Here is a 25498-nt window from a genome sequence, read left to right as displayed (position 1 = left end):
GGCCCGCCGCTATCGGCCGTCCGCGAGTCGCTCGGCGGTCGCGTCCGGCAACCCCGATTCTCGTATCGCCTCCGCTACCCGGGCAACGTCGTACCCGACGCGATGTTCTTCGACCGTCGCAGCTTCCACGTCCAGCACCGCGTACGCCGCGCGCGGGTCGCGGTCCCGGGGCTGTCCGACGCTCCCCGGGTTCAGAACGGTGCCCTCGTCGTAGCGTTCGTGGTGCTGGACGTGCGTGTGCCCGAGAATCAGGACGGCCTCGTCGCCGAGCAGGTGTGGGCCGAACGCCTCCGGGTACGTGTAGCGGTCCTGCACCTCGGGGTGGTCGTGGACGACCTTCACACGCCCGTCGAACAGCGTGCGCTCGCGGGGGAGCCGTTCGACCCAGCCGCGCTGGACGTCGTTCAACTCCCGCTTGGCGTGCCGGACGCCTGCTTGCGCCATCCCGTTCCCGCCGAAGTTCCGGTCGGTCGCCACCATTCGGTCGTGGTTCCCCATCACGGTCGGCACGTCGCGCTCGCGGAGCGCGTCCACGCACTCCGCGGGCCACGGGTTGTAGCCGACGACGTCGCCGGCGCAGACGAGCGCGTCCACGTCCGGCAGGTCGTCGAGGACCGCCTCCAGCGCGACAAGATTCGAATGAATGTCCGAGACGACGCCGACCTTCATGTCTGCCGGTCGGGCCCGGTCGCCCTTAGTTCTCCGGCCCGTTCTCGATTGCCGTCGCGTACCCGTCGTCGTCGCGCACGACGCCGACCGCACAGACCGCGTGCTCGAACGCCGCACTGTACGCCTCTGCGGCCGCCTCGCTCGCGGTGTCGGCCTCGAAGCCGATTGGCTCGGGGCTGTCCTTCTCGTAGGTCGCGACGAGCGTCGGCTCGTCGACCGCCTCGACGAGCAGCGCGTCCTTCCGCACGGTCCCGACGAACGCGTCACCGTCGGGCGTCAGCACACCTGCGATACGGGGCGTGTCGTAGTCGTCTTTCTCGTAGTCGAGCGCGAGCAGCGACGCCGCGAGCGCGTCCCGCGCCGGATAGCCGAGTTCGAGTTTCTCCGCAATCGGGTCGACGTGGCTGCCGTTCCCGACGACCGCGTGCCCCGCCGCCGTCCGGTAGCAGTTGTACGACACGTAGGGGTTGTCCGTCTCTGGCGCGTCCGGCGTTGGCGCGACCGTCAACGCCTCCTCGCGCTCGACTACCTGGCGGTTCGGGAACGACCGCGAGGACACTCGATACGCTGCCACGTCCGGACCGACGACGACGAACCGTCCGACGTACATACGAGAACGTGCATTCTCGGACGGCAAATAGGCGTCGAACTACACACGTTCGCGGTGTCGATGCGATGGGGCGTCACGGCTGCTCGGCGCGTCTCCGTCGTCGGGGTTCGCAACACTCATAAGCCACAATCGTCTTCTACCGTGTGCGAGCAGTCCATTGGGGTAGCGGCCAATCCTGAAGCCTTCTGGGGGCTTCGACCCTGGTTCGAATCCAGGATGGACTACTTCTCTGCGACGCTTCGTCCCGTAGCCGCACGACCGCTTTGCTTTCCAAACTTCCGCGGGTTCGTCGCCGAACGAACGCAACCACAACGCCACTAAGCGAGGCGTCCGTACCTTCACACATGAGCGTCGTCGACACGCTCGCCGAGGGACTCCGACTCGGCGGGGAGATGTTCTGGGAGACGTGGTGGGCGCTCGTGCTCGGGTTCACCATCGCGGGTGCCGTCGAGACGTTCGTCAGCGAGGAGCGGATGTCCCGGGTGCTCGGCGGGTCCGGCCTCCGCGAGCTCGGCCTCGGCACGCTGTTCGGCGCGGCGTCGTCGTCGTGTTCGTTCGGCGCGGTCGCGACGACGAAGAGCCTCTTCAAGAAGGGCGCGTCGCCGATAGCGAGCCTGGCGGCGTTCCAGTTCGCGTCCACGAACCTCGTCATCGAGCTCGGGCTCGTGATGTGGATTCTGCTCGGCTGGGAGTTCGTGCTCGCGGACTACGCCGCCGGCCTGTTGCTCATCGTCCTGCTCGCCGCCGTCTTCCAGTACGTCGTGCCCGAAGAGTGGTTCGCGGCCGCCCGCGACCACGTCCAGTCCGCGGAGGGCGTCCGCGACCCCGTCTGCGGGATGGACGTCGACCCGACCAGCGACGACGTCGTCACGCTGGACGTCGACGGCGGCACCGAGTACTTCTGCTCGGAGTCCTGCAAACGAACCTACCAGGAGGAACAGCAGGTCGAGTCGCTCCACCCGAGTCTCGCGACGAAGCGCGGGTGGCGACTCGCCGCGAAGAACGCGGTCGGCGAGTGGCAGATGCTGTGGACGGACATCGTCGCCGGCTTCCTGGTCGCGGGGCTCATCGGCGCGTTCGTGCCGCGCTCGTGGTGGACGACGCTGTTCGATGTCGGCGCGCAGGGGTCGTTCTCGTGGGTCGCCGCGAGCGCGATAATCGGCGTCACGGTCGGCGTCGTGACGTTCGTCTGCTCGGTCGGGAACGTCCCGTTCGCGGTCATCCTCTGGAGCAACGGCATCGCGTTCGGCGGCGTGATGAGCTTCATCTTCGCGGACCTCATCGTTCCCACCATCACCGACGCCTACCGGCGGTACTACGGGCTGCGGATGGCGGCGGTACTGTTCGTCGGCATCTTCGTGACGGCCGTCGTCTCCGGCATCGTCATCCACTACGCCTGGTACGGCCTCGGGCTCGTCCCAACGGCGGGTGAAGCCGGCGGCACCGCGCCGTCGGGATACACGCGATACCTGAACGCGGCGTTCACGCTGGTGTTCCTCGCGGAACTCTACCTGATGTACGGCACGAGCGCCGACGAAGAAGCCGAGGGAGCGCACGCGCACTGACGGGGAACGTTCGCGTTACTGGTCGGCGGGCGGCGCCGCGGTCTCGGGTTCGGCGTCCGTGTCGGCCGCTTCGACGTGCGCGTACTCCCCGCGGAATTCGCCGATGAGTTGCCCCATCTTCGCGTACCAGTCGTTGAGCATGCGTTGCATCTCGTCGGCGATTTCGTCGGGGTCGGCGGGCTCGTAGACGTGGTAGTAGCCGCCGTGGTCGTAGTTCACCTGGCGCTTCTCGACGAGGCCGGCGTCCATCAGCCGCTGGACCGACCGGTAGGCCGTCGAGCGCTCGCGGTCGATGCGGTCGCTGAGTTCGTCGACGGTCAGTGGCTCGCCGGTCTCGACGAGCAGCCCGAACACGCGCCGGTCGAGGTCGCGGAGACCGTGGAAGCACTCCAGAAGCGCCTCGCACTCTATGTCCCGCTGGAGGTAGCCGCGCATCGAATCTGGCATCTCGGGCGGGAGTACGCCGCTGAGCCGTAAAAAGGTTTGTAGAGGCCATGCAATACCGTCAGTCGCGGCTCCGCCAGTACCCCTGCGCGTACGCCCCGAGGAACATCCCCGCGACGCCCCACAGAATCGGGAGGTTGCCGATGCCGAGGCTGGCGTACGCCGCGCCCGGGCAGATGCCTGAAATCCCCCAGCCGACGCCGAACACCGCACCGCCGACGACGACGTTCCGGTCGAGGTCTTTCAGCCGCCGGCCGTATCTCGTCCCCGTCACCGGCGCACGGTCGAGGTACCGCGTCGCGACGAAAAAGGACAGCCCGGAGACGACGGCCGCGCCGCCCATCACGAAGACGAGCCCGAGGTCATCCAACTGGAGGAAGTCGAGGACGACCTCGGGTTTCGCCATCCCGCTGAGCGCCAGCCCGAACCCGAACACGATCCCGCCAAGCAGGACGACGGCCAGCACCCACGGGCTGCGTCCGCTCCCTCCGGTCGCTGCGTCCTCGCGGGTCTCTTCGGTCCCCGCTCGACTATCCGAGGACTCGCTCCCTCCGGTCGCTGCGTCCTCGCGGGTCTCTTCGGTCCCCGCTCGACTATCCGAGGACTCGCTCCCTCCGGTCGCTGCGTCCTCGCGGGTCTCTTCGGTCCCCGCTCGACTATCCGAGGACTCGCTCCCTCCGGTCGCTGCGTCCTCGCGGGTCTCTTCGGTCCCCGCTCGACTATCCGAGGACTCGCTCCCTCCGGTCGCTGCGTCCTCGCGGGTCTCTTCGGTCCCCGCTCGACTATCCGAGGACTCGCTCCCTCCGGTCGCTGCGTCCTCGCGGGTCACGGCGACACCCCCACAGCCTGCACCAGTTGCGCCGTTCCAATAGCGACGCCGAGGAACGTCACGACGTTCACGAGCGAGGCATCGGAGAGCGACCCGACGCCGCAGACGCCGTGGCCCGACGTACAGCCCTTTCCGACGCGCGTACCGATACCGACGAGTACGCCACCGCCGAGCAGCCGCCACCACTGGACGTCCGTCGTCCACGCGCCGCTCCCGGAGACGAGCGTGTAGACGGCGGCGCCAGCGACGATGCCGACGGTGAACACGACCCGCCAGTCCCGCGAGCGCACGTACTTCGCGCGTTCGAACCGCGGGACGTCCGAGACGTACGACAGCGTGGATTCGAGGAACGTGCTCGCGCCCGCGATGATGCCGGTGCCGAAGTAGATGATGGCGGCCCCCAGCCCGACGAACACGCCGCCGACGAGGTACTGCGCGATGCCGCGCGGGAACAGGTCGGCGGCGACGAGTGCGCCCGTCATCTACTCGGCCGCCTCCCCGCTGGCCGCGCAGTTGTTCGGCCCGAGTTCGAGCGTGAACGCCTCGTCGTCGCCGGGCGCGCGCTCGCCGAGGTTCGTCGCGACGATGTCCTCGTGGTTCGCGGGTTGCGGCGGCATGTCGGTGGTGACGAACGCCACGAACGCCTCGCGGTCCAGCGAGAGCGCGTCCACGCGGTCGACAACCCCGTCGAGTCGCGCGGTGTACGTGTCGTCCTCGCGCCGCACCGCGCCGTCGCCGTAGTGTGCGGGCGCAACGAGCGTGTCGGGGTCGTGTGCGAGTACGCGTTCGTGGAGCGTGTCGTACAGCGTTTCGGCGGCGTCGCGGGCGGCGTCGGGGTCTTCGAGGTCGGGGCGCGCGACGCTCCCGGTGAACAGGCCGTCGCCCGTGAACAGGACGTCGTCGACGCGGTACGCCGTCATCCCGGTCGTGTGGCCGGGCGTGTGAATGGCCTCGACGGTCGCGTTGCCGACCGTCAGTTCGTCGCCGTCCGCGACAGTTTCAAAGGGTGCGTCGTAGTCGACGCCGCGCGCGACGGCCACTTCGGGGAGGATTGCCGTCGCGCCGGTCGCCGCGGCGAGTTCCCGGACACCCGAGACGTGGTCGGCGTGAATGTGCGTGTCGAGCGCGTAGGTGATGTCGACGCCGCGCTCGCGAGCGTCCTCGACGTACGCGTCGGTGAACGCGCGTAGCGGGTCGATGACTGCGCCCTCGCCGTTCGAGGCGACGAGGTACGCGAGACAGCCGCTGGACGGACGTCGGTACTGCACGACTGTCGCATCGCCGTTCGTCCTGACTTCGTGGGACTCGTAGACCCGCGCCCAGCCGCGCATGCCGTTGGCGAGCTGTTCGGCGTCGTAGCCCGCGTTGAGCAGGCGGCCCACGACGAACTCGCTGGACGCGCCCTTCGCGCAGACCACCGTGACCGTGCGGTCGTCGGGCAGTGCTGCAAGGCTGTCCTCGGGGATGCCGTCGAGGAACTCGAAGTACGGGACGTTCAGCGACTCGACGCCACTGTCGATGTGCCACTCCTGGTAGTTGCTCGCCGCGCGCACGTCGAGGACGAAGACGTCTTCGCCGGCGTCGATGCGGGATTTCAGTTCGCTCGGCGCGACGCTGTCGGGGATCGCGTCGGTCGCCGGGAAGTCTTCGGGTTGCATCTCGGCTGTGGCTACCGGACGCGAACGAATAAGCCTTCGCGTAGATGAGTGTAGTTCCTACAATACTAAACCTGAACCTATCCGGAACACTCTCGTAAATGCCATTTAGGCCGATATCTGTCTATATTGGTATTGTCTTATTGTGACAATAACGGATTGCTATCGACGAATTTTTCACTGGTTGGTCGGTATTGTGGGCCGAGCACAATCATGGATGCAGACGAAACCCTCGACGCGACCGGACTGAGCTGCCCGATGCCAGTGGTCGAGACCAAACAGGCGACCGACGACCTCGTGGTCGGCGACGTCCTCGAAGTGCGCGCGACTGACCCCGGGAGCGTCAGCGACCTCGCCGGGTGGGCCGACGGCACCGCCGGCGTCGAACTCCTCGACCAGACCGAGGACGGCGACGTCTACACGCACTACGTCCGCCGGACGGAACGATGAGCGCGGAATCAGCCGAACCGACGCGCGAGGAACTCGCGGCGCGCGTCGCCGACCTCGAAGCCCGCCTCGACGATGCCGACGACGACCAGCCGAAACTGAGCATCGTCGCCACGAAGGGCACGCTCGACATGGCGTACCCGCCGCTCATCCTCGCAACTACGGCCGCCGCCTTCGACTGGGACGTCACCGTCTTCCACACGTTCTGGGGGCTGGACGTCCTCCACGAGGAGCGCGCCGACAGCCTCGAACTGAGCGCCGTCGGCAACCCCAACCTCCCGGTTCCCAACGCCGTCGCGGCGCTGCCCGGGATGGACCGCGTGACCACGCGCATGCTGGAACGCAAACTCGACGCCAACGGCACTGCTTCGGTCGCCGACCTCCTCGAAACGGGCATCGAGATGGGCGTGGAGTTCCAGGCCTGCCAGATGACTATTGACCTGCTGGACTACGACGCCGACGACTTCTACGACGGCGTCACCGTCGGCGTCGGCGCCGCCACCGCGCTCCGGGACATGGCCGACGCGGACGTCCAGCTGCTCGTCTGACCGATGGCTGACGACACTTCGGACCCAACTGACGGCGAAGCGCAGACCGCGACCGGTCAGGAAGCGGTCGCCACGGACCCCGAACTCGGCGTGGGACTGTTCGAGGCCGACATGGGCCCCAGTTCCGCGCTCGCGCACGTCTACCGCGGGGAAATCCACCGCATGAAGTTCTGGCGCGAGCGCCTCGACCGCACCACGAACTGGGCGGTCGTCGTGATGGCGGCGGTCCTCACGTGGGCGTTCTCCGGGCGCTCGAACCCTCACTACCTCCTGCTCGTCGGTATCGTCGCGCTCGGCGCGTTCCTCGGCGTGGAGGCGCGCCGCTACCGCGGCTACGACATCTGGCGGAGCCGCGTCCGCACGCTCCAGGAGAACGTCGTCGCCGCCGGCCTCGCGCCCGACGAGACGTCGCCGGACGCCGACTGGCGCGAGCGCCTCGCCCGCGACTACCGCGAACCCACCATCAAGGTCTCCGCGGAGGAGGCGATTGCCCACCGCCTGCGTCGCATCTACCTGCCGCTGTCGACGGTGTTGCTCGTGGCGTGGGTAGTGCGCGTCACCGCGTTCTCCCCGGCGTCGTGGCCGGCTAGTGCCGCCATCGGCTCGCTGCCCGGCGTCGCCGTGACCGCTGCCGTCGCCGTGACGTACGGAACTGCGGTCGCCGTCGCGTGCCGGCCGCGCGCGTGGCACGCGCGCGGCGAACTCCGCGAGGAATCCCTCCGCAAGCACGACTGACCTCGCACGCGCCGCGAGTCGCCGGTACGTTGAAACGCACCGTGGGCGAACCACCCGTCCCCATGCTTCGGGACGCCCTCCACGCCCTGCGGACGCTGCTGTTCGACCCGCGCTCGTTTTTCGGGACGCACCCGCCCGAGCGGTCGCTGGGCAGCGCCGCGCTGGTCGTCGTCGCGGTCGCCGCGGTCACGACCGTCGTGTTCGTCGCCATCGGCGAGTACATGGCCGCCCAAATCGACGCCACCGTCACGGTCACGACGATGGAGCCGTGGCCGGAATCGACGTGCCAGTCGTTCGCGGAGATGAACGGCTCGCTACCCGAACCCTGTACTATCGACGAACCCCGGACCGGGCAGGTCTCGGTCGGCGCGAAGCTCCGGGACGCGATATACGGACGCATCCCCGTGATTTTCTTCGGCACTCTACTGGGCTGGGTGCTGGTCGCCGTCGCGCTGCACGCAGTCGGCGCGTTCACCGGGAGCCGCGGCTCGTTCACCGCGACGCTGGCGGTCACCGGCTGGGCGACGCCGGCCCAACTCGTCCAGACCGTGCTCGGCGCGGTCGGCCTCGTCTTCCTGCTGTCGGGCGTCGACTTCGCCAGCGACCCGGAGCTGCTGGCCGACCAGCTCCGGCGGCTCACGAACACGACTGGCACCGCCATCGGCGTGCTCGGCGCGCTCGTCGGCAGTGCGTGGCAAGTGTACATCTGGACGCACGGCCTCCGCGAGAGCCACGACGCCACGCTCGGCAGCGCGGCCGCCGCGTCCGGTATCGTCGCCGTCCTGCTGTTCGTGCTCTCGCTGGCCTGACGCCACTTTCAGTTTCACCGCGCGGCAGGATTCCGTTCTTGTGTACGACGTGCGTCAGACGAGGCTACATGGGCGACCATCCGTCCGACGCGGGCTGGCGCGTCAAGTGTCCGCGCGGCCACACGCGACTGCGCCGGCAGCGCGACGGCCGGTACTACTGCCGGAGCTGCTAGCGCCACTACGACCGCCGCGACCTGCGTCAGTGACGCGCCGCACTCCGGATGTCTGACGACTGTCTGCTCTTCGCGGGCGGCGTTTCGAGTGGAAAATCAACTGATAGCTACGGCGCAACGCGACCCCGGCACTACCTTTCCGACAGCAGAACCACGGGACGGCGACCATTCGGCACCCCTTCGTTTCGACTGGAACGAGGTGTGCTACCGTTTCTCGCTACTCGTCCTGCACGAGGTCCATCGCGTCGAGTTCGCGCTCGGAGTTGTACTCCGCGAGGTCGCCGTGCTCGATGCCCGCCCGCCCGGTCAATTCGCCGAGAATCGCCTCGCGGGCATCCTCGGGCGTGGCGTACTCCTCGGGCACCAGCCGGTCGAAGACGTCCGCCAGCGCTTCCGTCTCGTTGACGATTTCGTCGCGCTCGGTCGCGTACTCGGCCTTCAGCGAACTCGCATTCGTCGGGTAGCTCGACCCCTGGACGGCCGCCTCCATCGCTTCGAGGGTTTCCTCGACGTGCTCGGCGAGCGGCTCCTCGTGCTCGCTGGGGAACTCCTCGGTCGACTCCTCCGGCACGTAATCAGCGTCGTCGCTCATACCTAGGTGGTTCGACGCGCCCGCCAAATGCGTGCTGGCCGCCTACTTCTCGACGTCCAGTAGCGCCACGCGCTCCCGGACGATGCCCGCGAGGCCGCCCGCGGCCGCGTCCAACTCGGCGTCGCCCACGTCGAAGAACTCCCGAATCGTCTCGCGGTCCCCGTGGACGCCCGCCTCGGGTGGCTCCACGGCCGGAAGCACGGCAGCGTCGTCGAGGAACGCCACGACCGCGGCCGCCGCGTCGACCTCGTCGCCGCCCGCGACGACGACCACGACCTCCTGCTTGCCCTCGGCGACGCCCATCGCGAGGGCCTCCCGAATCTGCCGGCGTCCCGCCGCGTACAGCAGGATTTCGACCGCGCGGTCGTTGGCGACGTTCTCCCCGCGGTCGAACGCGCGGTCGGCGTGCTCGACCGCCGACGCGAGGTGCTCGCGGCCCGCGACGTAGTCGGCGTCGAACGCCTGCACCGCAGTCTCATGGCCGCCGTCCGGGAGGGCCGCAACGAACGCCTCCACGTCCTCGACGGCTGCGGTGCCCGCGACCAGTTTCACGAGAAGTCCCCCAGATTCGCCTGCCCGCTCCGGTCGGCCTCCTCGGCGGCCGCCACCGCGTCTGCGTCCGCATTCACGGCGTCCATCTCCGGGTCCGGATGGCCGACGTTTTCGAGGATGCGCTCGGCGGTCTTCTCGCGGCCCCGGACCGCGCCCAACACGAGGCTCTTCTCGGCGTTCCGGAGGTCCGCCCGCGACTCGATACCCGCGTTGTAGAGACGTCGTGCGCGCTTCCGGCCGACGCTGCGCACGCCCGCGAGGTCCAGGAGTTCCTCGCGGACGCCGTACTCTACGCGCTTGCGCGCCTCGCGCACGGCGGCCGCGGACTCCACGTCGTCGAGGTCGCCCGCGAGGCGCTCGGCGGCGTGCAGCAGCCACTCCGCGGTCTCGACCTTCCCGCGGATGTCGCCGGGGCCGACGCCGTAGCGCTCCGCGATGCGGTCCTCGTCCAGTTCGGAGGCCCAGTCTTCGAGCAGTTTCGCGGTCTTCAGCGCGGACAGCCAGTCCTCGAAAGCGGCTTCCTCCTCGCGGGGCGCCGGCCCGAGCAGTTCGTCCTCGCGTTCGTAGGCGAGCTCCGTGTACTCGTCGCGGTCCCCCGAGCGGAGGTAGAGTTCGTACATGTCCGGCGTCCGGCTCACGAGGTGGAACAGGCCGAACGGCGTCGGGCTCACGGCCTCACCGTCGACCGTCTCATCGGTCGCTTCGTCACTCTCGTCGTCGCTCGCTTCGGGACCGCTGTCGTCCTGCAGCTCGCCGGCGGTCTGGAACGTCGCTTCCCCCGCGCGGCTCGCAGGTCGGTCGCTCGCCTCGTCCGCCGTCTCCGCGCGCTCGGCGGCACGCAGCCCGTCGACGAGCGTCGCCGCACTCATCGGGTCGACGTACAGCTGGCTCACGAGGTGGCCGGTGCTGGTCGCGCGCAGCGTGCCGTCCTCGCGCTCCACGAACCCGTTCCGTTCGAGGTACGTCAGTACGTCCCGCGTGACGCTCTTCAGCCGCCCGGGGTCGTCGGTCTGTGTCGCGTACAGCGTCTCTCCGAGGAACTCGTGGAGCGCGTCCTCGGTGGTCGTGAAGCCAGTCGCGACCGCCGCGAGCACGTGCGTCCGGAGCGCGGGCTCCGCCGCGAGTTTCGAGCGCACGGGCTCGGGCTCCGCGTAGATGTAGCGGTCGAACAGCTCCTCTAACTCGTCGTGGTCGTTCGCGAGCAGCACCGCTTCGCCATACGGGTCCCGGCCGGGGCGACCCGCACGCCCGAACATCTGGTGGACTTCCAGCACGGACAGCGGCTGCATCCCGCCCGCGCTGCCGTCGTAGCGCTGCCAGTCCCGAACCACGACCCGGCGGCTCGGCGTGTTCACGCCCGCCGCGAGCGTCGGCGTCGCGGAGACGACCTTGATGGCGCGCTCGCGGAACGCCTCCTCGACGAGTTCGCGGTGCTCGGACGTATTGTGGGCAAGAACTCCGTTCGCGACGAAGTTGTGTGAAGACGTGCTCAGGTCGTAGAGCCGTTCTGGCTCACCGTCTTCAATAGATTCAATCCGATCCCAGTATATCTCTGCCGTCGCGATGTCTTGGAGAAATTCAGATTCGAGGGAGTCTGCAAGACGCTGGAACGTCGTCCGTTTTATTGGGTTTTTCTCGTTCTCGAATCGAGAGAGCGTCGATTTCGCGACCGCCGGATCGATGTCGGACATCGAAGCACCGACTTCCTGGCGGATTTCTCTCACCGTCGGTCCAATTGTTGGCGGGATACAGTCGTTCTGCCCTCGACTACCGGACGGATTCATCGCGATCGAGTCGGCAAGCGCGTTGGACTTGTCTGGGTGACGGAAACCGATTTTTTGTCGGAAGCGCTGAAGCTGCTCGACCCCGTAGATAGTGAGCCGGTGGACGTTTTTCCGGGACGTGACCGTTCTCCCGTCTATCTCCTCCGTCCTACCTGCTACCTCGCGCAGATCTCTGTGTGCGATTATCCCGTACCGAAGGAGAGCAGTCTTTAATTGAGTGACGAGTTCGGCACTCGTCGAGTAGAACTCCACACACGGCGCCCCGTCACCGTTCTGTCGTGGAGAAACGGATCCATCGGCATCGAAGAGGCCGGAGATATACGAGCCAAGAAGCTCGTCCGTCAGCGGGATTGTCGGAATTGTAACTATATCGCTCTTTTCCCCGCGAGGAATGCCAAATGACGATTCTAGTACGTCGGCGACCACTTTCGAATCGAGCTTCCGGTGGGGTGTTCCGGAACCACCGGTTCCCGTCGACGTACTTCGTTTGAACGTCTCTCGAGCAATTCGGTCGAACTCCTCAAGAACGGAGTCCTGGCCGCTGAGAACCACTGCGTGGTCTCGTAGGTAGCCGTCTCCGGAAACTGCTCCTGCAAGCCAACAGATGTCCGGCGTAATCTGCTCGGGCGCACGAATCGGTTTGCTGCCGCCGTCGCTAATTACTCGATGAAGATATTTTTCCGTGCGCTCGCCCGCTGCCTCACACAACGAGTCGAGTGTCCCGACGTCGATATTCCGGTCTTCTGTGTACCGAGCACGGAACTCATCGGGCTCATTTTCGTGATCGATTTTCGAGGACAGCCGAGCAACGTCGCCGTATCGTTGGTAGGCTCGAGCAGACTCCGGTAACAGTTCTCTGAATGACGGTGGAGTGGGGTTCAAGTCGAGACGCCGAGGTCGGGCGACGTACTCTCCCGCGGATAATTCCTCCGTCCGAACCCATTCGATACCGTCCTTGCGGAGTACCGGGAGTGGGTGATTCCGACTGAGACCGAGCGTGTTCCCTGTTTTTGTCGTCACCTCCAACACCGGCTTTTGCCCCATTTCGAACGTGTGCGTAACCTCGACGGAGGTGATTGATTTGTCTTCGAGGCCGATTACCTCGCCCCCGTCGCCGTCTGATACGATGTCCTCGATCGCGGCGAATGTCCCGTCCTGTCGAAGAATCTGTGCGTCGCCCGTTACGCAGAGCCCGGCGTGGTGGAACGCCGCGCCCTTCTCCACGGCGTCCGCGAGGTCGTCGCTGGTCTCGGTGTCGCTGACGCCCCGGATTTCGTCGGCAACCTCCCGGAGGCGCTGCCGGTCGTCGTCGCTGATGCCCTGCTTGGTCACGTCCGCGAGCCGGCGCGCCGCGGCTTCGGCGTTCCGCCGCGAGTTCACGAACACGAGCGTCGAGCCGTCGTCAGCGAGCGTGTCCTCCACGATGGCGGCGGTCTGGCTGTCGCTGCCGCCGGTCGCCAACTCTTCCTGCGTGCCGTCGTCGTAGTGGACGGCCTGCCCGTAGTGGACGCCAGTCCGCAGGTCGATGGGCCGCCACTCCGAGTCCACGAGTTCGGCGTCCAGCCACGCCGCTATCTCGTCGGCGTTGCCGACCGTCGCCGACAGCGCCACCACCTGGAGGTCCTGCACGCGCTGGCGGAGCTTCGCCAGCGTTACTTCCAGCGTCGGGCCGCGGTGGTCGTCGTCCACGAGGTGGACCTCGTCCGCGACCACGCAGGAGAGGTCGTCGATCCAGCCTGCGCCGTTGCGCACGAGCGAGTCGACCTTCTCGGAGGTCGCGACGACGATGTCGTTGTCCGACAGCCGCGAGCCGTCGTCCCCGTAGTTCCCCGTGGAGACCCCCACGGAGAACCCGAACTGTTCGAACGCCTCGAACTCGGTGGCCTTCTCGCCGGCGAGCGCGCGCAGTGGCACGATGTACAGTGCTGTCCCGCCGTCCGCGACCGCCGACAGCATCGCCAACTCCGCGATGAGGGTCTTTCCGCTGGCGGTCGGCACGCTCGCCACGAGGCTCTCACCCTCGGCGACGCCCGCCTCCACGGCCGCCGCCTGCGGCGGGTAGAGCTCCTCGATACCCCCCGATTCGAGGTGGTCGGCGACCCCCTCGGGGAGCCCGGGTACGTCCGCGACTTTCATTACGCCGAAGTAGGCGCGTCCCGCGGTTTAAACTGTCGCACCGCTCGAACGTGGTTTCGCTTCTCCTCGTGTATCCGCCGCTAGCGTCTCGTGAACGCCACGGTATGAGGCGGTCGGCAGAGCCGACCGCCTCGTAGACGAAGGTAGGCGACGTAAGCACCGCAGGCCGAAGGCCGAGGAGCACAGCAAGAGCCCCGACTCTACAGCCTCGGGGCTTTCGAGATGTCGTAAAAGATTGAGCCAGCAGCGGTCCCTATACTGACTTCACACGAACATCCACACGAGCCACATCGCGGCAGCCGCGCCGAGTGGGATGGAGGCGTTGTCGTCGATGACGTAGCCGCGAATTACCGGGTTAGTGCCGTCGGCAACCGTCGCGGCGAGCGCGCCGGCAGCGGCCGCAGCCGGCGGCACGCCGAGCAGGCTCGCGATGGCCATGCAGATGCCGAACGTCGCGAGCAACACCCACCCCTGTTTCATTTCGAGGCCGCTGGTCCGGGAGAGCAGGCCGCTGGCGGGGTCCGCGAGCGCCAGCATCAGCATCGCGGGCACCGCAATCGTGGGGTCGAACAGCCACGCGGTCGCCGTCCACGAGAAGGTGTACAGCGCGTACCCCGCGGGGTTGTCCTGTTCGTAGTCGCGAGTGAGGCGGTCGAAAATCCGCCACGAGACGTAGCCCGAGAGCCGCAGCACTTCGAGTGCTGCGGTGAGAATCGACCCGGCGACGAGCAGCCACTTGACCGCCGACCACGGGAGGACGCCCGCGAGGAACGCGCCGGGGAGGAGCGCGCCGCTGGCGTGCACGAGCCGACGGTCGAGTTCGCTCACCGTTACAGGTCCGCAAAGTCGCGCTCGCCGTCCCGGAGCGCGGGCAGTACGTCGACGAGGTCGTCGGCGTCGACCCGCACCTGGTCGGTGGTGTCGCGGTCCCGCAGCGTCACCGTGTCGTCTTCGAGGGATTCGTAGTCGACGGTGACGCAGTACGGCGTCCCGACTTCGTCCTGGCGGCGGTAGCGCCGGCCGATGTTCCCGGAGTCGTCGTACGTCACCGAGAGCCCGGCTTCGCGGAGGTCCGCCGCGAGGTCGCGGGCGGTGTCGCCGAGGCCGTCCTTGTCCATCAGCGGGAACACGCCGACCGTCGTCCGCGATACTTCCGCGGGCAATCGCAGCACGTCGCGGGTCTCGCCCTCGACTTCGTCCTCGTCGTAGTTGTGCGCCAGCACCGTGTACACCGCTCGGCCGACGCCGAACGCCGGCTCCACGACGTGCGGGACGATGTGGCGGCCGGACTCCGTGACTTCCTCGACGGCGAAGCCGGTCTTCTCCGTCGGCACCGCGTACGCCTCACCCTCTACTTCGACGGTTACCTCGTCGCCGTCAAATGTCGAGCGGTCGCGCTCCGCGAGCGCTTCCAGGGCGTCCGCGACGGCACCGGCGTCGCCGCCGAACTCCGGCCCGAGGTACGACATGTCGGGGTCGACGGTTGCGCGCTCGACGGTTTTGGGCTCGTCGTACTGCTTGAAGACGGTGAACGTATCGTCGGCGTGCTCGCTGTGCTTCGAGAGGTCGTAGTCCGTGCGGGAGGCGACGCCCTCTAATTCGATCCAGTCGCCGTCGACCTCGCCCTCCGCGTCCCAGCAGTCCGAGGCGTAGTGCGCGAGTTCGCCGGGGAGGTGCTGGCGGAACCGGAACCGCTCCATGTCCACGCCGACGCGCTCGAACCACACCTTCGAGCGCGCGAGGAAGTACGCCACCCACTCGTCGCCGACGACGCCCTCGTCGAGCGCCTCGCGCGGCGTCACGTGGAGGTACTCCTCGCCCGCGGACTCCTGTGCGCCCGCCGGGTACAGCGGCAGTTCGACGTCCGCAACCCGGGAGAGGTCGGGGCCGTCGCCCTCGGGGTCCACGAAGAACTCCAGTTCCGCCATCGTGAACTCGCGGGCGCGTACGAGCGCCTTCCGCGGGCTAATCTCGTTCCGGTAGCCCGTCCCGATTTGCGCGGCGCCGAACGGCAACTGGTTGCGCGCGTACTCCTTCAGCCGCGGGAACTCCGTGAACATCCCCTGGGCGGTCTCCGGGCGCAGGTAGCCCGGCTGGCCCGACCCCGGCCCGATGGACGTCTCGAACATCAGGTTGAACTCGTCGACGGACTGGCCCGCCAACGGCGCGCCACACGACGGACAGACGAGGTCGTGCTCCGCGATGACTTCCTCGACCTTCTCCGTGGGGTAGGTCTCGGCGTCCGCGATGTCCGTGTTGTCCTCGACGACGTGGTCCGCGCGGTGGCTCTCCCCGCACTCAGCGCACTCCACGAGCATGTCGTCGAAGCCGTCGAGGTGCCCGGACGCCACGAAGACGGGTTCGGGCGTGACCGTCGGCGCGTCGATTTCCATGTTCCCCTCGCGGGTGACGAAGCGGTCGCGCCACGTCTCCTCGACGTTGCGCTTCAGCGCCGCGCCCTCCGGGCCGTACGTGTAGAACCCGGAAACGCCGCCGTAGGCCTCGTTCGCCTGGAAGAAGAATCCGCGTCGCCGCGCGAGCTCGTCGAGCTCACTCATCGGTCAGCCCCGCCAGCAGGTCGACGTCGCGCACGATGCCGACGAGGCTGTCGCCGGACACCAGCGGCACCTGCTCGACGTCGTTGGTCAGCATCGTCTGTGCGACCTCGCGGGCGGTCCGGCGCTTGGTCACCGTCACCACGTCGGGAGTCATGAACTCCTGCACGGGTGCTGCCGGAATCTCGACGTTCCGCGTCGGCAGGTAGCGCGCCCCGACCGCCTTGATGGACTCCCACTTCCAGTCGTCGTCGTCGTCCGCGATGGAGTCACCAGTGTCGGCTTCGCCCTCGACGACGCGCGCGACCTCGATGATGTCCACTTCCGTCAGCATTCCCGCCATCTCGGCGTCCTCACCGAGGACGACCGTGTAGGGCACGTTCGCGTACGAGATTTCGCGCTCCGCGACGGTCAGCGGCGTCTCCGCGTACGTCGTGTTCACGTCCTCGCGCGCGAGCTCGCCGACCTCCGTGTCGCCGTCCTCCTCGCCGTCAGCGATGGCGCGCACCACGTCGGTGACCGTGACGATGCCTTCGAGGCGGCCGTCCTCGATGACCGGGACGCGACGCGTTCCCTCGCGGTGCAGCAGCGCCGCGACCTCCCGGACGGTGGCGTCCGTGGTCGTCGTCGGCACGTCCCGCATCAGCATCGCCAACTGGTCCTCTTCGGGGTGTTCGATGAGGTCGTCCCGGGAGACCAGCCCCCGGTACTGCTCGCCGTCGCTCGTCGGCTTCACCACGGGCACGGAGGAGAACGCCCGCTCCTGAATGTACTCGAGGATGTCGTCCCGCGTCCCCGGAAGCTCGACGGTAACCACGTCATCCCGAGGGGTCATCGCGTCAGCGACGTTCATGTAGGCGTCGTACTTTCCCCACCCATTTGTAGGCTACGACACCGATTCCGCGCGTCTCGCGTCCGACTCCGGCCGTCTACGCGTCGCTCGTCCAGCCCTCGGCGAGGTCGGGCATCCGGTCGGCGTGCGGGAAGAACTTCTCGTAGCCCTCGTGGCGGAACACGCCCAGTTCCGTCCCGTCGAGCTTGCGGACGTGCGTGTACATCTCGCCCTCCTCGCGGGCGGTGTACGCGCACATCTGCTCGTCGCGTTGGACGTACGCCCCCGCGACGAAGACGACCTGCTCCGTGTCGGGGTCCCGGAGTTCGGTCACGAGGAAGACGTGGCCCATCTGGGTCTGCCGGTAGACGTCGTAGACGGGGAATTCGCCGGCCTCGAAGACCTCGCGGAACGCCTCGGCGTCCTCCGCGCCGACGACGTACGAGAGCCCGAACTCACCCTCCTCGTCGTTCGTGTCCCGCCCCATCGGCGCGGTGTCGCCCGCAATCAGTTCGAGGACGTCCCATCCCTCGGCTTCGCGCTGCTCGGCGAGCGCGTGCATGTCTTCGAGGGTCGCCGTCCAGGACTGCTTGTACTCGTCGGCGTTCGCCTCCAGGCTCTCCAGACGCTCCTGTCGGTCCTGTCGCTCCGCTTGCTCCTCGGGGAGGTCGTCGTCGCGGAGGGGCTTCTTCGGCATGGGTGCGGGTTGTGTTCTCACACGTAAGAAAGTTCCGCGACAGACGGCGTTACAGCGACGCTACGGCCCGATTCCGAACAGTTGTTCGAGTGCGAGCGACGTTCCCAACATCACCAGCGACGCGAGGAACACCCGGACGCCGGTCGGGAGGCGGTGGACGACGGGAACCGGGCGGAACCGCGCTGGCGGCAGTCGCTGGACGAGCGCCTGGAACTGAGTGTCCTCGCCCGCAGCCGTCTCGAAGGGGCCGCGCTCGTCGTCGTCCTTCCACGGCCGTGACGGCAACAGTTTGAACGTCCCGTAGCCGAACGCCAGCCAGCCGAACACGAACAGCCCGTACTTCACGCCCGGTGCCACCTGCCCGCCCACGAGCAGCGCCAGCACCCCCGACACGACCGCGAACGCGGCGGTCAACCAGACTGCGTACGCCACCGCGTCCAGCAGTTGGCCGAGGCGATCGGTCGGCGCGTCCGGCACGCCGGACGTGGCACCAGCCATCAATTATCGGCTGTACCCGTGTGATTCGAGGAACTCCCCGGGCTCCTCGTACTCACTGCGGTGGCGGTGACAGTGGCTGAACCGCCCGGTGTCGTCGACCACGTGGTTCTCCGGCACCTCCCGCTCGCAGACGCTCCCGAACTCCTCGCGGAGGTGTTCGCGGGCGCTGGCCACGTCGTCGTGGTTCACGTACTCGACGGCCGTGTCGACGTGCTGGCTGACCTCGCTGGGCACGTCGAGGTCGCCGAACACGTCGTCGACGACCTCCTCGATGTCGGGGCCGCCGGCGTCCATCCCCAACAGCTCCTTCACGCGGTCGGTCGTGGACTTCGTGATGCCGGCGCGCTCGCGGACGATCTCCCGGAACACCTCCACGCCCTCCCACACCTCGTCGTCGAGGTCGGTGTACGCCTCGGGCCGAATCTTCATCGGGCAGCGCGTACTGAACACGCAGCCTTCCGGGGGGTCCCGCGGGCTCGGCGGCGTCCCGCGCAGCGTCATGCGATCTTTGTTCGCCGACGGGTCGGCCTCCGGAATCGCCGACAGCAACGCGTTCGTGTACGGGTTCGCGGGGGCCTCGAAGAGGTTCTCGGTCGGCCCGAGCTCCATGATGTTCCCGAGGTACATCACCGCGACCCGGTCGCAGATGTGCTCGACGACCGAGAGGTCGTGGGCGATGATGAGGTACGTGAGTCCGAACTCCGCCTGGAGGTCGTTCAGGAGGTTCAGAATCTTCGCCTGCACGGAGACGTCCAGCGCCGAAACCGGTTCGTCCAGCACGAGGAAGTCGGGTTCGAGCGCGAGCGCGCGGGCGATGCCGATGCGCTGGCGCTGCCCGCCGGAGAACTGGAACGGGTACCGGAAGTAGTGCTCCTCGCTGAGCCCCACCGTCTCCAGGAGTTCGCGGACGCGCTGGCGGCGCTCCTTCGGCGTCCGCCAGTTGTGGACGTTCAGCGGCTCCATGATGATTTCGCCGACCGTCATCCGGTCGTTGAGGCTGGAGTCCGGGTCCTGGAAGACCATCTGAACGTTCTGCCGCCACTCCTTGAGGTCCGTGCCCGACAGCGTCGTGATGTCGGTGCCGTCGTAGCGGACCTCGCCGCTCGTGGCGGTCTCCAGTTGCATCAGCGTCCGGCCCAGCGTCGACTTCCCGCAGCCGGACTCGCCGACCAGCCCGAGGGTCTCCCCGCGCTCGATTTCGAAGCTCACGCCGTCGACGGCCTTCACGGGGTTCTCGGCGAACATGCCGTTGCCGCCGTAGTACGTCCGGAGGTCGCGAACGTCGACGAGCGTCTCGCCGGTCTTCGCCGCCATCTCCGCCTCTCGTTCCTGCTGGTAGAGCGCCGTCATTCGTTCACCTCTCGTTCGGTGTCGTCGTCACGCGACCGGTGGAGTTGCACCGCCTCGTTCTGCGAGACGTCCTCGGGGTAGAGCAGACACGCCGCGCGGTGCTCCTCGGCACCGTCCGCGACGTCCACCTGCACCGGGTGGACCTGCTCGCAATCGTCGAAGGCCTTCGGGCACCGCGGCGCGAACCGGCAGTACGTCGCCGGCTCGTTCGGCGTCGGCACCTCGCCCTCGATGGTGCGGAGGGGTTCCCCGCGCTCGTTGCGGCCCGGAATGCTCTCCAGCATCCCCTCCGTGTACGGGTGCTTCGGGTTGTCGAACAGCTCCTCGACGGGCGCGGACTCGACCATCTCCCCGGCGTACATCACGTTCACGCGGTCGGTAATCTCGGCGATGACGCCGAGGTCGTGCGTGATGAACATGATGCCGAGGTCGTGCTCGACTTTGAGGTCTTCGAGCAGGTCCAGAATCTGGGCCTGGATGGTCACGTCCAGCGCCGTCGTCGGCTCGTCGCAGATGAGCAGGTCGGGGTCGCAGGCCAGCGCCACCGCGATGACGGCCCGCTGGCGCATCCCTCCCGAGAACTTGTGTGGGTACTCGTCGACCCGCCGCGGCGCGTCCGGGATGCCGACGTCTTCGAGGAGGGTAATGGCTTCCTCGGTGGCCTCCCGGCCGCGCAGCCCCTGGTGGAGTCGCAGCGATTCCTTGATCTGGTTGCCGACGGTGTAGACGGGGTTCAGCGACGTCAACGGGTCCTGAAACACCATCGCGATTTCGCCGCCGCGGACGTTCCGCCACTCCTTCTCGGAGTTATCCGTCAGCTCCTCGCCCTTGTACTTGATCGAGCCGCCGACGACGCGGCCGGGGCTGTCGACCAGCCCCATGATGGAGCGGGCGGTCACGGACTTCCCCGAGCCGGATTCGCCGACGACGCCGACGGATTCGCCGCGGCTGATGTCGAAGCTCACGCCGTCGACGGCGCGAATCGTCTCCTTGTCGGTGAAAAAGGCCGTCTGCAGGTCTTCGACCTGCAGCAGCGATTCCTGGTCGCCGCGGTCCTCGTCGGCGTACTGCTGGGAGCTCATCACGCACCACCCCCTGCGGCCGCGGCCTCGCCGGCCGCGTCGCCTTCGCCGCCGGCCTTCGGGTCGAGGGCGTCGCGCACGCCGTCGCCGAACGCGTTGAACCCGAGCACGAGCAGCGTGATGGCGACCCCCGGCAGGACGGAGACGTGCCAGGACTGCGTCTGGATGAGGCTCTGTCCGACCGAGATGGCGCGGCCCCACTCGGGGGTCGGCGCGGTCACGCCGAGCCCGAGGTAGGCCAGCCCCGCGGCGCTGATGATGTACCCGCCCAGGGACATCGAGAGGTAGATGAGCAGGTAGCTGAACACGTACGGCGCGACGTGTTTCGTGACGATGCGCCGCGGCTTCTCGCCGAAGCCCTCGGCAGCCGTAATCCACTCGTTCTCGACGATCTGCAGCGACGGCCCACGTATGGAGCGCCACAGCCCCATCCACCCCCATATGCCGAACAGGAGGGCGAGCAGGAACGCCCCGCTGTAGACGTCCATTATCCAGTGGTCCTGGAGGACGTAGATGAGCATGATGAGCACGAGCAGCCGCGGCATCGCGGAGAACGCGTCGCTCATCACGACCGCCGTCATGTCCGCGAGTCCCTTGTAGTAGGACGTCAACAGTGCGAGCCCGAGGGCGATGCCGCCCGCGATGCCGGAGGCGACGATACCGATGAACAGGGAGATACGGGCGCCGTACGCGAGGAACGTGAAGAGGTCTTTTCCGGAGGGTAGCGTGCCGGCCGGGTGGAATCGGTCGTAGGAGTCGTACGTCCACGGGCCGACGTTGCCCTGCGTGCCCGCGGACTGGGAGTTGAGGTTCGCGGCGCCGACGGTCACCGTCTCGACGCTGCCGCTGTCGCTGTCGAAGTACGTGACCTCGTGGCCGTACGGCTGCATGATGTTCTTCTCCTGGGTCACCGGGCTGACCGTCGGCGCGAACGCCGCCATCACGAGGAAGACGACGACCAGCACGAGGCCGAACTGGCCCCACGTGTGCCCGCGGAAGCGGTCGACGATGTCGTCGGCGGGCGTCCAGTCGGCGTACCGGTAGTGGCGGCGGAACACGAGGTAACCCCGCCACATCCAGTAGAGGAACGCGAACGCGTACGCGTAGACGAGGCCGACGCGGAGCAGCCACGCGTGCTTCGGTTCGAGGCCCATGAAGGTGTTCTGCCACCCCTCACCGGGCACGAAGTAGCCCTGGTTGGGAATCCACTCGCGGCTGAGCAGCGTCGGTAGGTTCGCGACGGCGTCGCCGGCGGCCGCGAACACGGACGCTATCGACGCGAAGATGTCGCCGAGCACGGGAACGGTGCTGGCGATGGCGTTGACTGGAACGTCCCACGGAACCGCCATGACGACTCCGGCGAGCGCGCCGAGTTCGGCGAGGACGAGGGCGGCCATCACCGCGGCCCAGCGCACGGCGGGCGTCGGGTTCTGTCTGATTCGCTGTACGAGCGTGGAGTCTACCTGTTCGGTTTCGCTTTGCATGTGTTAGCCCTCGCTCTCGAACCCGACACGGGGGTCGACGACCGTGTACAGGAAGTCCTGGAGAATGTTCAAGCCCACGAGCAACAGGATGAACAGGAACATCAACGCGCCCGACAACGGCAGGTCGCCGTTCGTGACGGCGTTGAAGAACAGCCAGCCGATGCCGTTGATGCCGAACACCGTCTCCACGAGCACGGAGCCGCCGACGAGGACGCCGGCTTCCGCGGTGATGACGGGAATCAGCGGGATGAGCGCGTTCCGGAAGATGTGCTTCCAGACGATGGTGCGGCCGGGCAGCCCCTTCGCCCGCGCCATCTCGACGTAGTTGGAGTTTTTCACTTCGAGGAATGCGGTCCGCCCGATGCGCATCTCGTTGCCCATCGACGCCGACCCGAGGACGAGCGAGGCGGGGAGGACGAGCTTCGAGGCCTGCAGGAAGTTTCCGAAGTTCCAGATATTGTTCATGTCCGGCGCGCCGGCGACGTTCGTGGAGACGATGAAACTCTGCCAGTCGAAGCCGAGGAGGAACTTCTCGGAGTTAGAGAGAATCATCATCAACATCACCGCGAGCCAGAAGTTCGGCATCGCGCGCCAGACGATCCCGCCGAAGGAGGCGGAGTAATCACCGAGCGTATTCGGGTTGAGGCCGGCGTAGAACCCCAACGGGATGCCGATGAACAGCGGCAACAGCACGGCCCACGCGCCCATCAGGATGGTGCGGGGCGCGAAGTTCGCGATGACTTCGTAGGCGGGCGTGTTCGGTTGCACGACCCACGAGTCGCCGAGGTTGAACGTGAACATGTTGACGATGAAGTCCACGTACTGCTCCCATAGCGGTTGGTTCAAGCCGAGCGATTCGTGTATCTGTTGGATGCGCTCTGGCGTCGCTTTCTGTCCGAGAATGGCCGTCGCGGGGTCGATCGGACCCGCGTAGATGATGAGGAACGTCAGCGACGTCCCGAAGAGTATCACGGGGATAGCGAGCACGAGGCGCTTCGCGAAGTATGTCCACCGGCTCATGGGCGTAATCGACGAGTTGTGTGACTCGTTCGCATCTTTCTATACGAATTTGCGTGTTTAGGTCTTGCGCTTTGGCCACTCCATGTGTCGGAGTTACCGGCTCTGCCGTACGAAAATGTGGATTGCCGAATGGAGGGCGAGGGGATTGCCGGAGTCGCTACTGGTACTCGCTGCGGTCGCCGATTTCGGTGCGGTGGCTCTTCTTGCGGGACGGCCCCATCGCGCCGAAGCGCGGTGAGTCGATCCACTCGTAGCTGTAGCTCTGCTCGATGCCGTGCAGGAACGGCAGCAGGACGGCGTCCTCCCAGTTCGCGCGTTCGAGTTCGAGATAGGCCTCTTCGCGGGCCGAGGCAGCCTCCTCGGAGAGGCCGAGGTTGTTTTGGACGGTCTGCCACGCTTCCTTCGCCTCGTCGGCAGCGTCGCCGGTGTCCGTCGACCAGCGCATGTACGACGACCCGCCCTGCTGGAAGAACGTGTTCGGCGGGTTGATGAGCGCGAGGAAGTTGTCCGCGCCGGGGTAGTCGGCGACCCAGCCGAGCAAGTAGAGGCCGAAGTTGCCGTTGCGGCCGCGGTTGAGGAACGTACTCCAGTCGCCCGTCCGGAGTTCCAGCGAGATGTGTGCCTGCTGGAGCTTGTCACGCAGGAGGCTGTACGCGTTCTCCCCCCACGACGACGCCGTGCTGGACGGCATGTCGAAGGTGAGTTCGTACTGGTTGTCCGGCCCGTAGCCGGCGTCCTCCATGACCTGGCGCGCCTGGTCGATTTGCGCCGAGGCCCCGTACGGGTACTCGGACTGGAGCTCGTTGTAGCGCTGTGCGCCGCCCGGGAACATCGCCGGCGGCGTGAAGAAGTAGCCCGGCTTGCTGGGCGTGTTGATGATGTCCTGGTTGATGGCCTGCTGGTCCATCGCGTGCGCGACCGCCTGCCGCACCGGCTTCTCCACGTTCTCGGTGTCGAAGGCGTAGTAGTTCGTGGAGAGGGTGGCGACCTCGTAGTACTGGGCGGTCATGTCGTTGGGGTCGAACGGGCCGTAGGTACCGTACTGGCGGCCGCGGTCGTCCGTCCCCTCGAAGTTCCGCAGCTCGGGGTCGTACCGCGCCGACGGGATGTACGGGCTGTCGGCGTTGACGTTCGACGTCGCGTACGTGTACGCGGCGTTCGCTTCCGTGAACACGGAGTAGTCGAGGCCCTCGTTCAGAATCTCCTCGCCGTGGTAGTCGTCACGGGCGTCGAGGGTGATGCTGGTGGCCTCGCTCCACTCGGTGAGCTCGTACGGGCCCGCACCGACCGGGTTGGTCGACGCGAACTCGCTGTACTCGACCTCGCCCTCGTACCCCTCGATGTCGCCGACGATGCCCTCCGGCACGAGGAAGAACGAGGAGTACGCGATGAGCTCCAGGGCCGCGTAGAACGGCTCCGAGAGCGTGACCGTGAGCTCGTAGTCGCCGGTCGCTTCGACGTCCATGCTGCCGGGGACGTACTGCTCGTTGCCCTCGCTGTCGGTCTCGGTCTCGTAGACGACACCGAGGAAGTCGAGGATGAAGCCCGCGCGGTTGGAGTTCTCGGAGGCCGCGAGGCGCTCCCACGAGTAGACGACGTCGGAGGCGGTGACCTCCGTGCCGTTGTTGTACGTCGCGCCTTCCTTGAGCTGGAAGGTGATGGTTGTCCCATCGTCGGAGACGGTGTAGTCCGTCGCGAGGAGGGTTTCGACGTTGACCGTGCCGTTGACGTAGTTGGTCAGGCCGTCGAAGATTTCCTGAATGTGTGTCCCGGACACTACGTCCGTCGCGTAGACGGGGTCCATCGAGTCCGCCGTCCCGATCTGCCGGCCGCGATAACGGTTCTCGTCGCTCGGCGCGCTCGTGGTTCCGCTCGGTTCTTCGGTCGTGCCGTCGCTGTCGCCGTCGCCATCGGTACATCCGGCCAGGGCGGCTGCGGTCGCAGCGGCGCCGGTTCCTTGCAGGAACCGCCGACGGGAGAGGTTGTCAGTGTCTGTCATCCAAACCCAGATTACTAATCTATAGGGATAAAATTACCGCTTCTGTGGATGTACCCATCCTAAAACCGGAACGTGCAACGTACGTACAACCCGATGCGGGCGTGGCCGACAGAATCATACTTCGGCCACTCCTGTCACTCCGACGGGCTTAAGTAGTGGGTGTCACGTTGTATCATACGTCATGGCGACTGACGCCGCGCAGCCGGCGAACCCGTCCGGCACCGACGTGATGGCCTCCCTCGACGACGAGGGCCCCGAGTCCCGACTCGTCATCGCGGACATTTCCTGCGACGAGGCGTGGATGTCGGTAACAGCGGACCACGCGACCGCGCTCTCGGCCTGGCGATAGGCCGGCTGCGACGGCGTTCTGACTTCTCGTAGTGCCGCGGCACCCAGACGGTAGGACTTTTGCTGGCGCGCCCGTTGGGTGCAT

25 protein-coding genes and 1 tRNA gene are annotated in these 25498 nt (G+C 67.1%); 7 read left to right on the top strand and 19 right to left on the bottom strand.

Annotation, left to right across the window (positions count from 1 at the left end):
- Positions 1 to 9 precede the first annotated feature (9 nt).
- On the bottom strand, positions 10 to 669 hold the full coding sequence (locus tag LT974_RS14675) for a metallophosphoesterase family protein (protein ID WP_232588367.1): 660 nt from the start codon (positions 667 to 669) through the stop codon (positions 10 to 12).
- A gap of 25 nt (positions 670 to 694) precedes the next feature.
- A complete protein-coding gene (locus tag LT974_RS14670) occupies positions 695 to 1279 on the bottom strand; it encodes an IMP cyclohydrolase (RefSeq protein WP_232588366.1) in 585 nt (194 codons plus the stop codon).
- A 151-nt stretch (positions 1280 to 1430) separates the two neighbouring features.
- Between LT974_RS14670 and LT974_RS14665 the strand changes: the two genes are divergently transcribed.
- Both LT974_RS14665 and LT974_RS14660 read left to right on the top strand, forming a co-directional pair.
- Positions 1431 to 1503, top strand: a tRNA-Gln gene (locus LT974_RS14665).
- Between the two features lie 120 nt (positions 1504 to 1623).
- Positions 1624 to 2844, top strand: coding sequence for a permease (locus LT974_RS14660; protein ID WP_232588365.1), 1221 nt, complete (start codon positions 1624 to 1626; stop codon positions 2842 to 2844).
- A 15-nt stretch (positions 2845 to 2859) separates the two neighbouring features.
- On the opposite strand, the gene LT974_RS14655 is transcribed toward LT974_RS14660, so the two are convergent.
- From LT974_RS14655 to LT974_RS14640, 4 genes are all read right to left on the bottom strand, one after another.
- A complete protein-coding gene (locus LT974_RS14655; RefSeq protein WP_232588364.1) occupies positions 2860 to 3291 on the bottom strand; it encodes a helix-turn-helix domain-containing protein in 432 nt (143 codons plus the stop codon).
- 58 nt (positions 3292 to 3349) lie between these two features.
- Positions 3350 to 3754, bottom strand: coding sequence for a DUF6691 family protein (locus LT974_RS14650; RefSeq protein WP_232590281.1), 405 nt, complete (start codon positions 3752 to 3754; stop codon positions 3350 to 3352).
- Positions 3755 to 4113: 359 nt separating this feature from the next.
- Entirely contained in the window at positions 4114 to 4599 is a 486-nt protein-coding gene (locus tag LT974_RS14645; protein WP_232588363.1) for a YeeE/YedE family protein, read from the bottom strand.
- Positions 4600 to 5775, bottom strand: coding sequence for an MBL fold metallo-hydrolase (locus tag LT974_RS14640; protein ID WP_232588362.1), 1176 nt, complete (start codon positions 5773 to 5775; stop codon positions 4600 to 4602).
- A 210-nt stretch (positions 5776 to 5985) separates the two neighbouring features.
- Here LT974_RS14640 and LT974_RS14635 point away from each other — a divergent pair, with 210 nt between their 5' ends.
- From LT974_RS14635 to LT974_RS14620, 4 genes are all read left to right on the top strand, one after another.
- Positions 5986 to 6222, top strand: coding sequence for a sulfurtransferase TusA family protein (locus tag LT974_RS14635; RefSeq protein WP_232588361.1), 237 nt, complete (start codon positions 5986 to 5988; stop codon positions 6220 to 6222).
- Positions 6219 to 6767, top strand: coding sequence for a DsrE/DsrF/DrsH-like family protein (locus LT974_RS14630; protein WP_232588360.1), 549 nt, complete (start codon positions 6219 to 6221; stop codon positions 6765 to 6767). The genes LT974_RS14635 and LT974_RS14630 overlap by 4 nt, the downstream gene beginning before the upstream one ends.
- Positions 6768 to 6770: 3 nt before the next feature.
- Positions 6771 to 7502 carry a DUF2270 domain-containing protein gene (locus LT974_RS14625; RefSeq protein WP_232588359.1) on the top strand — a complete coding sequence of 244 codons (732 nt, stop codon included), beginning with the start codon at positions 6771 to 6773 and terminating at the stop codon, positions 7500 to 7502.
- Positions 7503 to 7564: 62 nt separating this feature from the next.
- A complete protein-coding gene (locus tag LT974_RS14620; protein ID WP_232588358.1) occupies positions 7565 to 8311 on the top strand; it encodes a Yip1 family protein in 747 nt (248 codons plus the stop codon).
- Positions 8312 to 8701: 390 nt separating this feature from the next.
- Here the strand turns inward: LT974_RS14620 and LT974_RS14615 are convergent, their stop codons facing one another.
- The 13 genes from LT974_RS14615 to LT974_RS14555 form a co-directional block, all read right to left on the bottom strand.
- Positions 8702 to 9076 carry a hypothetical protein gene (locus LT974_RS14615; protein ID WP_232588357.1) on the bottom strand — a complete coding sequence of 125 codons (375 nt, stop codon included), beginning with the start codon at positions 9074 to 9076 and terminating at the stop codon, positions 8702 to 8704.
- A 42-nt stretch (positions 9077 to 9118) separates the two neighbouring features.
- Positions 9119 to 9628, bottom strand: a complete 510-nt coding sequence (gene cgi121, locus LT974_RS14610; protein WP_232588356.1) for a KEOPS complex subunit Cgi121 — start codon at positions 9626 to 9628, stop codon at positions 9119 to 9121.
- The gene (locus tag LT974_RS14605; protein WP_232588355.1) at positions 9625 to 13548 is read right to left on the bottom strand and encodes a DEAD/DEAH box helicase; all 3924 of its coding nucleotides are present in this window, start codon (positions 13546 to 13548) and stop codon (positions 9625 to 9627) included. Before LT974_RS14605 ends, cgi121 begins: the two co-directional genes overlap by 4 nt.
- 264 nt (positions 13549 to 13812) lie before the next feature.
- Positions 13813 to 14376, bottom strand: coding sequence for a dolichol kinase (locus LT974_RS14600; RefSeq protein WP_232588354.1), 564 nt, complete (start codon positions 14374 to 14376; stop codon positions 13813 to 13815).
- Between the two features lie 2 nt (positions 14377 to 14378).
- Positions 14379 to 16106, bottom strand: a complete 1728-nt coding sequence (gene glyS / locus LT974_RS14595) for a glycine--tRNA ligase (RefSeq protein WP_232588353.1) — start codon at positions 16104 to 16106, stop codon at positions 14379 to 14381.
- Positions 16099 to 16956: a CBS domain-containing protein gene (locus LT974_RS14590; protein WP_232588352.1), complete on the bottom strand. Its 858-nt coding sequence runs from the start codon at positions 16954 to 16956 to the stop codon at positions 16099 to 16101. The genes glyS and LT974_RS14590 overlap by 8 nt, the downstream gene beginning before the upstream one ends.
- Before the next feature lie 76 nt (positions 16957 to 17032).
- On the bottom strand, positions 17033 to 17632 hold the full coding sequence (locus LT974_RS14585) for a DUF7529 family protein (RefSeq protein ID WP_232588351.1): 600 nt from the start codon (positions 17630 to 17632) through the stop codon (positions 17033 to 17035).
- 60 nt (positions 17633 to 17692) lie between these two features.
- The gene (locus tag LT974_RS14580) at positions 17693 to 18130 is read right to left on the bottom strand and encodes a DUF7555 family protein (RefSeq protein ID WP_232588350.1); all 438 of its coding nucleotides are present in this window, start codon (positions 18128 to 18130) and stop codon (positions 17693 to 17695) included.
- A gap of 3 nt (positions 18131 to 18133) precedes the next feature.
- Positions 18134 to 19480, bottom strand: coding sequence for an ABC transporter ATP-binding protein (locus LT974_RS14575; protein ID WP_232588349.1), 1347 nt, complete (start codon positions 19478 to 19480; stop codon positions 18134 to 18136).
- Entirely contained in the window at positions 19477 to 20562 is a 1086-nt protein-coding gene (locus LT974_RS14570; protein ID WP_232588348.1) for an ABC transporter ATP-binding protein, read from the bottom strand. The genes LT974_RS14575 and LT974_RS14570 overlap by 4 nt, the downstream gene beginning before the upstream one ends.
- Positions 20562 to 22046 (bottom strand): ABC transporter permease, encoded by a 1485-nt coding sequence (locus LT974_RS14565; protein ID WP_232588347.1) that lies wholly within the window; start codon positions 22044 to 22046, stop codon positions 20562 to 20564. The genes LT974_RS14570 and LT974_RS14565 overlap by 1 nt, the downstream gene beginning before the upstream one ends.
- A gap of 3 nt (positions 22047 to 22049) precedes the next feature.
- A complete protein-coding gene (locus tag LT974_RS14560) occupies positions 22050 to 23066 on the bottom strand; it encodes an ABC transporter permease (protein WP_232588346.1) in 1017 nt (338 codons plus the stop codon).
- A 157-nt stretch (positions 23067 to 23223) separates the two neighbouring features.
- Positions 23224 to 25065, bottom strand: coding sequence for an ABC transporter substrate-binding protein (locus tag LT974_RS14555; protein WP_232588345.1), 1842 nt, complete (start codon positions 25063 to 25065; stop codon positions 23224 to 23226).
- Positions 25066 to 25246: 181 nt separating this feature from the next.
- Here LT974_RS14555 and LT974_RS14550 point away from each other — a divergent pair, with 181 nt between their 5' ends.
- Positions 25247 to 25414, top strand: coding sequence for a DUF7556 family protein (locus tag LT974_RS14550; protein ID WP_230888236.1), 168 nt, complete (start codon positions 25247 to 25249; stop codon positions 25412 to 25414).
- The last annotated feature ends 84 nt before the right edge of the window (positions 25415 to 25498 follow it).

The organism is Halobacterium noricense (assembly GCF_021233435.1).
Classification (GTDB): domain Archaea; phylum Halobacteriota; class Halobacteria; order Halobacteriales; family Halobacteriaceae; genus Halobacterium; species Halobacterium noricense.
The sequence above is the reverse complement of the archived record's forward strand: the minus strand, read 5'-3'. Positions and strand labels throughout refer to the sequence as shown.